10 protein-coding genes and 1 pseudogene are annotated in these 7978 nt (G+C 61.1%); 4 read left to right on the top strand and 7 right to left on the bottom strand.

What is annotated here, in order from left to right:
• Positions 1–293 precede the first annotated feature (293 nt).
• On the top strand, positions 294–1274 hold the full coding sequence (locus VNX23_RS13230; RefSeq protein WP_325630656.1) for an ABC transporter substrate-binding protein: 981 nt from the start codon (positions 294–296) through the stop codon (positions 1272–1274).
• 225 nt (positions 1275–1499) lie between these two features.
• Positions 1500–1817: a hypothetical protein gene (locus tag VNX23_RS13225; protein ID WP_325630655.1), complete on the top strand. Its 318-nt coding sequence runs from the start codon at positions 1500–1502 to the stop codon at positions 1815–1817.
• A 48-nt stretch (positions 1818–1865) separates the two neighbouring features.
• Here VNX23_RS13225 and VNX23_RS31040 read toward each other — a convergent pair whose 3' ends face one another.
• The 6 genes and pseudogenes from VNX23_RS31040 to VNX23_RS13200 all read right to left on the bottom strand — a co-directional run bounded on the left by VNX23_RS31040 (position 1866) and on the right by VNX23_RS13200 (position 5999).
• Complete coding sequence (locus VNX23_RS31040; protein ID WP_414642989.1) at positions 1866–2213, bottom strand: ABC transporter substrate binding protein; 348 nt, start codon at positions 2211–2213, stop codon at positions 1866–1868.
• Between the two features lie 65 nt (positions 2214–2278).
• A pseudogene (locus VNX23_RS31035) lies at positions 2279–2815 on the bottom strand (ABC transporter substrate-binding protein); the annotation flags it as partial.
• Positions 2816–3365: 550 nt separating this feature from the next.
• Positions 3366–3536: a hypothetical protein gene (locus tag VNX23_RS13215; protein WP_325630652.1), complete on the bottom strand. Its 171-nt coding sequence runs from the start codon at positions 3534–3536 to the stop codon at positions 3366–3368.
• 88 nt (positions 3537–3624) lie between these two features.
• Positions 3625–3870 (bottom strand): GCG_CRPN prefix-to-repeats domain-containing protein, encoded by a 246-nt coding sequence (locus tag VNX23_RS13210; protein WP_325630650.1) that lies wholly within the window; start codon positions 3868–3870, stop codon positions 3625–3627.
• Between the two features lie 132 nt (positions 3871–4002).
• The gene (locus VNX23_RS13205) at positions 4003–5007 is read right to left on the bottom strand and encodes an alpha/beta hydrolase (RefSeq protein WP_325630648.1); all 1005 of its coding nucleotides are present in this window, start codon (positions 5005–5007) and stop codon (positions 4003–4005) included.
• 296 nt (positions 5008–5303) lie between these two features.
• Positions 5304–5999, bottom strand: coding sequence for a winged helix-turn-helix domain-containing protein (locus VNX23_RS13200; RefSeq protein WP_325630646.1), 696 nt, complete (start codon positions 5997–5999; stop codon positions 5304–5306).
• Between the two features lie 71 nt (positions 6000–6070).
• On the opposite strand from VNX23_RS13200, the gene VNX23_RS13195 reads away from it, so the two are divergent.
• Both VNX23_RS13195 and VNX23_RS13190 read left to right on the top strand, forming a co-directional pair.
• The gene (locus VNX23_RS13195; protein WP_325630644.1) at positions 6071–6379 is read left to right on the top strand and encodes an NIPSNAP family protein; all 309 of its coding nucleotides are present in this window, start codon (positions 6071–6073) and stop codon (positions 6377–6379) included.
• A gap of 183 nt (positions 6380–6562) precedes the next feature.
• Positions 6563–7378 (top strand): isocitrate lyase/phosphoenolpyruvate mutase family protein, encoded by an 816-nt coding sequence (locus VNX23_RS13190; protein ID WP_325630642.1) that lies wholly within the window; start codon positions 6563–6565, stop codon positions 7376–7378.
• Between the two features lie 73 nt (positions 7379–7451).
• On the opposite strand, the gene VNX23_RS13185 is transcribed toward VNX23_RS13190, so the two are convergent.
• Positions 7452–7868, bottom strand: coding sequence for a hypothetical protein (locus VNX23_RS13185; RefSeq protein ID WP_325630640.1), 417 nt, complete (start codon positions 7866–7868; stop codon positions 7452–7454).
• Positions 7869–7978: the final 110 nt, after the last annotated feature.

Genomic DNA, 7978 nt, shown 5'->3' with positions numbered 1-7978 from the left:
CTGCGCTTCTCCTTCTGATGCTTGAGGCCGTCACCACGGACCTCGTTTCACCATCAGCCTGAAGCGCAGCACCCAAAATCTTCAGCTATCCACAAGCTGGGCCGGGCCGATTACCCCATCTTTTGGAGAGAAGCGGACATCCGATGCTCGGCAACGCCGGTCGGTCGGGTCGCAAATGACCCGGAACAGGCATCGACCCGTCCTCGAGTAAAACCGCGCCGAATGCGCGATTTCGTCTCGGAGGATTGACGTTGTTGCTGTGTTAGATTGGCTCCAGCGTTAGGGGCGAAGCAATGTGGCGACGTAACTTTATCGCACTTCTCGGCGGTGCGACGACTTGGCCCATTTTAGCGCGCGCGCAGCAACCCGAGATGCCAGTGATTGGGTGCCTCAACAGTGCAGCGGCGGCGCCGATTGCGCATTTGCTGGCCGCGTTCAAGCGGGGGCTTAGCGAACCGGGCTATATCGAAGGACAAAATGTGGCGATTGAGTACCGCCTTGCTGAGGGTCAGTACGATCGATTGCCGGCGTTGGCAGCTGACCTCGTCAATCGGCGGGTCTCGGTGATCGCCACAGGCGGCGGCACGGTTTCAGCACTCGCAGCCAAGGCGGCGACCGCGACGATTCCAATCGTCTTTATTTCGGATAGCGATCCCGTGAAAATCGGTCTCGTCGCCAGCATCAACCGTCCGGGAGGAAACGTTACGGGCATCCACCAGCTCACGGCCGGCTTGGAAGCAAAACGGGTCGGGCTGCTGCACGAACTGGTTCCCAGCGCGACCACGATCGCCGTTCTGGTGAATCCAAATTATCCGGATGCTGAAGCCCAAATAAGGGAGGTGCAGGATGCTGCGCGCACGCTTGGGCTGCAGTTGCATATCTTAAAGGCCAGCAGTGAAAGTGATTTCGACGCGGCCTTCGCAACGGTCATCGAGCAGCGCGCTGGCGCGATCTTGATAGCCTCTGATCCGTTTTTATTCAGCCGACGCAATCAACTCGTCGCGCTGGCGGCGGGTCATGCGGTGCCTGCGATTTACCAGTTTCGAGAATGCGCAGCGATCGGTGGTCTGATGAGTTACGGAACACGTATCACGGATTCGTATCATCAGGTCGGCGTCTACACCGGGCGGATACTGAAAGGAGCAAGACCGGCAGATCTGCCGGTCGTTCAATCCACAAAGTTCGAATTCGTGATCAATCTAAAGACAGCGAAATCCCTCGGCTTGACGATTTCGCCAACGCTCGTTGCACAAGCCGATGATGTCATCGAATGAGACCGGCGATGTCGCCTTTTGGCGCATCGCGACATATTGTGCCGCCGCATGACCTGGGCCGCTTTGTAAGCAAAGCAGACATGGCAATCGTTACCTCACGCCACCAAGCCTATGGGTACACGGCCTGACCTTGCCGGTGCGTACGTATCGTTTGCACCTAAAACAGGGTTGGCTCATGATTGGCTTTTTTGGTTACGTCCGGAAACCGCCCCTCGAGGAGCGAACATGCCCGCCACCTTCTTCGTTGTCCGCGCCACCGTTACCGATCCCTCAAAACGTGCTGCTTTCGACAAGTGGTACGAGAACGAGCATCTGCCGGATGCGGTGAAATCGTGGCGGGTAAAGAAGGCGTGGCGGTTCTGGAGCCTCACCGATCCCGCCGTGCATCAGGCGACCTATCAATTCGATGGCGAGGCCTCGCTCGAGCGCGCGATGAAGGGCGAGGACCTCAAGCGCTTGACTGCCGATTTCAACCGCGACTGGCCCGATATCAGGCGCACGCGCGACACTTTTGTGCTGGCGCAGGAGTTCGGGGCGGATTGATGAGGCCATCCGCCCGCAACGGACTTGCGGGCGCAGAAAACAGCATGCTCATTCGATCACGTCGTCGGCAACCAGCAGAAACGCGCGGCCAATCGTCAGCCCCAACTCTCTCGCCGTTTTCAGGTTGATCACCAGTTCGAATTTGACCGGCTGCTCTACGGGCAGCTCCGCCGGCTTTGCCCCTTTGAGGATTTTATCCGCATGCGTGGCGGTCTGTCGGGCAAGATCGGGCAGGTTCGCCCCGTACGACATCAACCCCCCGAATTCTGCGAATTCCCTGGCTGCTCCCATTGCCGGCAATCTGCTGTCGGTGGCAATACCCGCGATGCGCTTGTATTCGCCGAACAGCATCGGGCTCGGCATGACAATGAGAGCCTCGGTACGCTCTTGGACGATCGCGGCGAAGGCGCCAGCGAATCGTCGGGGCTGGCGGCGGGCACGAGCTGAAGCTGCAGTCCCAAGGTGCGGGCCGCAAGTTCGACCTCGTTCCGTATGCCTGCCATTGTACGTTCGCTGTATGCACCGGGATGCCAGAGGGCTGCCACACGGGTGAGACCAGGGACGACCTCGCGCAGCATCTGTAGACGCTTGGCGACAAGCTCCGGGCCAAGAAAGGTTGTCCCGGTCACATTCCCGCCCGGTCGCGCAAGGCTCGCCACCAGCTCGTCGGCAACCGGGTCGGCCATACCGACGGCGACGATGGGGATTGTGCTGGTCGCCCGCTTGAGCGGGAGTGCCGCCGTCGTACTCAGCGCAACAACCATCTCGGGCTTGCGTCTGACCAATTCGGAAGCCAACTCCGCCAGCCGATCGGAACTCCCGTTGGCATATTCGCGCTCTACCGTGAGGTTCTGTCCCTCCTTGTACCCAAGTTCCTGCAGTCCTCGCAGGAAGGCATTGATCGTGGTGAAGGTTGGATCGTGAAGCTCGGAGCCGCCGGGCGACAAAATAGCGATCCGACGCGCCGCTTCCCCCTGTTGTGCGCGTGCCGGCTGCATCGCGGCTGCAAACAACAGACCAGCCAGAAAATCTCGCCGTCTCATTGCACCGCCTCTGAACGCTTGGAGCAACATCTGGATCGTATGAAAGCGCGAGCACGCTCGCAAGCCCCGCACGAGTCAAACGCGACGGTCATCTCGTGAGATAATTCGGGTTTGGCGGTCCAACCATCGTCGTCCCTGCGAACGCAGGGACCCATAACCACCAGCGCTAGCGTGATATCACGGCTGCATGCCGATCTTTTTCACTTCGTTCTTCACGGCGTATGGGTCCCCGCGTTCGCGGGGACGACTTAGAATGAGGTAAGCTGAACGCCCGATTCAGCGAACATTCATCTTCAGGCTGCAAGACTTCTTCCAGCATCACTTCGAGAAAACAATTCGAGAAAGGAAGGACGTCATGGAGCGCCGATACTTTTTGGGTCTCACCGTTGGATTGATCGCCGGCGCTGTGGCGCTCGCGGGAAGCGCACAAGCGGCCCCCCTGGCGCCGATTTCGGCGCAACAACTCATGCAGACATCGCCCGCAGGCGCGGAACCAGCCGTGGTCTCACAGGATGAAATCGATCGCATCAAGCCCGTAGAGGTGCGCTGGGGCCATCACGGGCACCATCACTGGGGTCATCACCGACATTGGGGATGGCATCGCCACCACTGGCACCACCGGCATTGGGGATGGCGTCACCACCACTGGCACCACCGGCACTGGCATCATCGTCATTGGTGATCCGGCTGTTTAGTCTTGAAAAACCCTCACAGAAAAAAACCCCGCCTCAGGCGGGGTTTTTTAGTTCGTAATCTATCCGCGCTCAAATCGGACGGCAGCGTCCATAGGCCCAGACGAAGCCGACCGGGCAGACGCGACGGACGGGCTCAACAACAACGGCTGGCGGCGCTACCACGACCGCACCGGGCGCCACGACGACGGGCCGGTTGGGTCGGCACTCGCCGTAGGGATTACGGTGAAAGCCTGGGCCGCAGCCGCCTTCGGCATAGGCGCTGCCAAAACCTGCAACCGTGCCGGCAACCAGCGCTGCCGCGAAAAGATATCTCATGTCTTCTCCCTTCGTTGAGCCGCGACGCGGCCTGAAATGAATTAACGCAGTTGCCAGAGTAATGAGCATCTGCACTTGCCTCAACAACCTATTGGCAAATTCATGAATGCGTCATGAACAAGGCGCTCATGACTATTTCCCCAAAAACGCGAGCATCAATTCGTTGAATTTGGCGGGCGCATCGAGGAACACCAGATGTCCGGCATTCTCGATCACCTCGGCGCGGCCGTTGGGCATTTTCGCTGCAAGCGCCCTGGCGAGATCGGCATTCTGGCCCATTTTGGGCCGCAGCGCTTCCGGCGCATTCGGCTTGCCGGGCGCGTTGTGATCGTCCGCGCCCATGATGAACAGGGTCGGCGCGGAAACGAGCGGAATCTCGTGCACCACCGGTTCGCGGTAGATCATTTGCGCCGAACTGACAAAGGCGCGCAGCCAGCGTTGATAGTCGGCCGCGCCCTTGATGTTGAAGCGCGCATCGATGAACGGCGTGATCTGGTCCGGCGGGATTTTCGGCGAATAATTGGTTTCGAGCTGCTTGCGGTAGCCTTCGGCGGTGAGCTTGTCCTCGTTCTCGAGGATTCTTTCGGTCGGAATCGGCGGCACATACATTCGGTAATCCTCAAGCCCGATCGGAGCGGCGAGCACGAGACGGTTGATCCGGTCCGGATAGGCGCGCGCGATCCGCACCGCCAGCATTCCGCCGAGCGAATGCGCGACGATATCGGCTTTCGCTATACCGAGATGATCGAGCAGCGCCATGGTGTTGCGCGCCAGCGTGTCGAAATGCAGTTCGCCGGCAGGCTTTGAGGATTTGCCGAAACCGATCTGGTCCGGAACGATCGTGCGATAGCCTGCTTCCGTCAGCGTCTTGATGACGGCAGCCCAATAGCTCGCCGGAAAATTGCGTCCATGCAGCAGCACCACCACGCGGCCGTTTCCTTGCGCAGGTGCCACGTCCATATAGGCCATGCGAAGCTCTTCGCCGTCATTGACCAGCGGCAGCATGTTGACGGGGTAGGGATAGGGATAGCCTTCAAGGCCGATGCCGTAGGGCTCGCGCATTTCTGCGGCACGACCGGGCAAGAGCGGCAGGGCGAGCAGCGTGGCGAACAGGGCCGCGAGGAAAAGACGATTCATCCAACTCTCCGAACGCAAATGCATCTCACAGCTCTGGCGGGAGATAAAGGAAGGGGCGGCCGCGTCAAGCCCGGCCGCATTGGCAACTCTTGCGGTGGTGCATCCTCATGCAGGTTCCCATCATGCCCGGGGTAATCCCGGGCATCCACGTTCGCGAGGGTTCATCTTCCGCGCACGTCATGGCCGCGCTTGACCGGCCATCAACGTCTTTGCAACCGCTGTAAAGGAAGAGGTGGATGCCCGGGATGAACCCGGGCATGACGAAACTTCAAGTGAAATAGTGCCACCGAGTGGAACTACCTGGCCTCCCCGAACAGCGCCGCAAATCGCTTTTCGCCGAGGTGGCTGAAATTCACGACCCGGCTGCCGGGCGTCGAATCGCGCGCGGCCCATTTCAGTTCGGTGAAGCGGCTCATCAGCGCGGCGCCGAGCGTGCCGGCGAGGTGATGCCGCCGCTCGCTCCAGTCAAGGCATGCCTTGCAGACCGGGCGGCGTGGATGCGCGAGCATCTCCTCGTCGATCTGCAGCGCCTTGGCCATGAAACGCCGCCCCTCGGCGGTCAGTTCGATGTCCTGCTTCTGCTGGCGCACCAGTTTCTGCCGCTTCAGGCTGTCGAACATCTGCACGCCGAGATCGCCGGCCAGATGGTCGTAGCAGACGCGCGCCCGGCGAAGCGCCGGATCCTTCGGCCCGGTGCGCACACGCATGTGGCCGGCACGCGCGGCGAGCCCCGCCAGGCCTTCGAGCACGCCGGCGACATCGGGGTCGGCGAGGCGATAGTAGCGGTGCCGGCCCTGCTTTTCCTGCTCGATCAGGCCGCCGGTCTCGAGCTTTCCGAGATGGGCGCTCGCCGTCTGCGGCGTGATGCCGGCCTGGTGGGCGAGTTCGGTCGCGGTCAGCGCGCGGCCGGTCATCAGCGCGGTGAGCATGTTGGCGCGGGCGGGGTCGCCGACCAGCGAGGCGACCATGGCGATATCGGGTCCTGCTTTCATAGTTCGATGATAGACGAAGCATCGACGTTGATCAAGGGCTAGGATGGCAGAAAACAGAGAAGGAGTTCCCAATGTCCGTCACCGTCTTCATTCGTTATCAGCTCGATCCGTTCAAACGCGCAGACTTCGAGGAATATGCGCGCCGCTGGCTTGCCATCATCCCGAAATGCGGCGGCGATCTCGTCGGTTACTGGATGCCGCACGAAGGCACCAACAACATCGCGTTCGCGCTGATTTCCTTCGAAAATATCGCTGCTTACGAAATTTATCGCACGCGGCTTCGCAGCGAGAAGGAGGCGATGGCCGCCTTTGGCTTTGCCGAGGAAAAAAAGTTCATTCTCGCGGAGGAGAGGACGTTCCTGCGCCAGGTGACGGCGTAGAGCATGATCCGGAAAAGTGGAGGCCGGTTTTCCGAAAAGATCATGCTCAAACAAAGAGATGAGATCATGATGCGATTCCACTTAATCGCATCGTGATCTAGCATGCGTCCCGCGCACCTTTCATGCCTTCGCTTGCAAGCTTAGGCTTGTGCGAGCAGACGTTTTCCAAAAAGGGAGGAGATCATGCCGATCACAGTGGCCGACAAGCGCGCAACGTTCCGCAAACTCCACGAGGCGGGATGCTTCGTGATCCCCAACCCGTATGACGTCGGTTCCGCCAAGGCGTTGCAGCAATTGGGCTTCAAGGCGCTGGCCTCGACCAGCGCGGGATTCGCGTGGACGATCGGAAAGGCCGATAACCAGGTCACCGTCGACGACGTCTGCACGCATCTGGCGGCACTGTGCGCTGCGGTCGATCTGCCGGTCAACGCCGATTTCGAGGGCGGCTTTGCCCATGAGGCGGAAAAGGTCGCTGCCAACGTCGCCCGCGGCGTCAAGACCGGCGTTGCCGGTCTGTCTATCGAGGATTCCACGGGTGAAGCCGCAAAGCCGCTTTATGATCGCGCCCACGCCATCGCCCGCATCAAGGCCGCGCGCGCTGCGATCGACGCCGACAAAAGCGGCGTGTTGCTGACCGGCCGCTGCGAGGCGTTTCTGGTCGGCCAAAACGATCTGAACCTGGTGATCGATCGTCTGTCGGCCTATTCGGACGCGGGCGCCGATTGCCTCTATGCGCCCGGCATCAAGACAAAGGAAGAGATCGCCGCGGTGGTAAAGGCCGTGGCGCCGAAGCCGGTCAATCTTCTGATCGGCCCGTCGGGCTTGTCGGTGGCGCAAGCTGCCGAGCTTGGCGTGCGCCGGATCAGCGTCGGCGGTTCGCTGGCGCGCACCGCCTGGGCCGGCTTCCTGCGCGCGGCACGCGAGATCGCCGAGCACGGCACATTTTCGGAAATGGCCAAGGGCCATCCGGCCGGTGAGCTGAACAAGATGTTTGGCTGACGGGCCCGTAACTGCACCGCGGACAGGGGTCTGTCCGCGGTGCACTCATCACGTCGTTCGCTGCGCGACGAGCTTACTTACTTGCAGGAGCGGGCGGAGCCGGTGGTGGCGAGGTCTGCGAAGGTGCAGAGCCCGTCGTTGTGCCCGCCGGGTTTCCCCCCGGACTCGCTTTAGGCGAAGCCGGCGCGGATGTCTGCGCGGTCGTTGACGTGCCGTTCTGATGCATCGTCGAGCTGTTCAAGCCGTAGAAGACCGCGCCCAGAAGCACGGCGATGGCGACCGCCGCGATCGCGATCTTGGCGCCGTTGGCGGTGCCCTCGGCGAGTTCGGGGTCGGGCTGCAGTTCAGCGTCGAGACGGGACGCGCGAAGCAAGCCGTCATCCGCAAGCTCCGGTCGCGTCGGGTCGATCGGACGATAGGGATCGTTGGCGCGATAGGCATCGTCGTCGCGATAGGGCTCGCGAGGGTCGTTCGGATTGCGTATTGCCATGATATGTTCCTCCTCGAACGCTCCGGACAACGGCTTGTGCCTTGGGTCAGTTCCGGGAACCGGCTCCACTTTTGGCAAGCGCGTCTGTTCCGGATGGAACCCGAAAGCGA

This window comes from Bradyrhizobium sp., from assembly GCF_035570375.1.
Lineage (GTDB): Bacteria > Pseudomonadota > Alphaproteobacteria > Rhizobiales > Xanthobacteraceae > Bradyrhizobium.
This window is presented reverse-complemented; position numbering and strand designations above follow the sequence as displayed.

Coding starts and splice junctions, on each gene's coding strand:
- VNX23_RS13230 (WP_325630656.1), top strand. CDS start 294: ATGTGGCGACGTAACTTTATCGCACTTCTCGGCGGTGCGACGACTTGG.
- VNX23_RS13225 (WP_325630655.1), top strand. CDS start 1,500: ATGCCCGCCACCTTCTTCGTTGTCCGCGCCACCGTTACCGATCCCTCA.
- VNX23_RS13215 (WP_325630652.1), bottom strand. CDS start 3,536: ATGACGATGATGCCAGTGCCGGTGGTGCCAGTGGTGGTGACGCCATCC.
- VNX23_RS13210 (WP_325630650.1), bottom strand. CDS start 3,870: ATGAGATATCTTTTCGCGGCAGCGCTGGTTGCCGGCACGGTTGCAGGT.
- VNX23_RS13205 (WP_325630648.1), bottom strand. CDS start 5,007: ATGAATCGTCTTTTCCTCGCGGCCCTGTTCGCCACGCTGCTCGCCCTG.
- VNX23_RS13200 (WP_325630646.1), bottom strand. CDS start 5,999: ATGAAAGCAGGACCCGATATCGCCATGGTCGCCTCGCTGGTCGGCGAC.
- VNX23_RS13195 (WP_325630644.1), top strand. CDS start 6,071: ATGTCCGTCACCGTCTTCATTCGTTATCAGCTCGATCCGTTCAAACGC.
- VNX23_RS13190 (WP_325630642.1), top strand. CDS start 6,563: ATGCCGATCACAGTGGCCGACAAGCGCGCAACGTTCCGCAAACTCCAC.
- VNX23_RS13185 (WP_325630640.1), bottom strand. CDS start 7,868: ATGGCAATACGCAATCCGAACGACCCTCGCGAGCCCTATCGCGACGAC.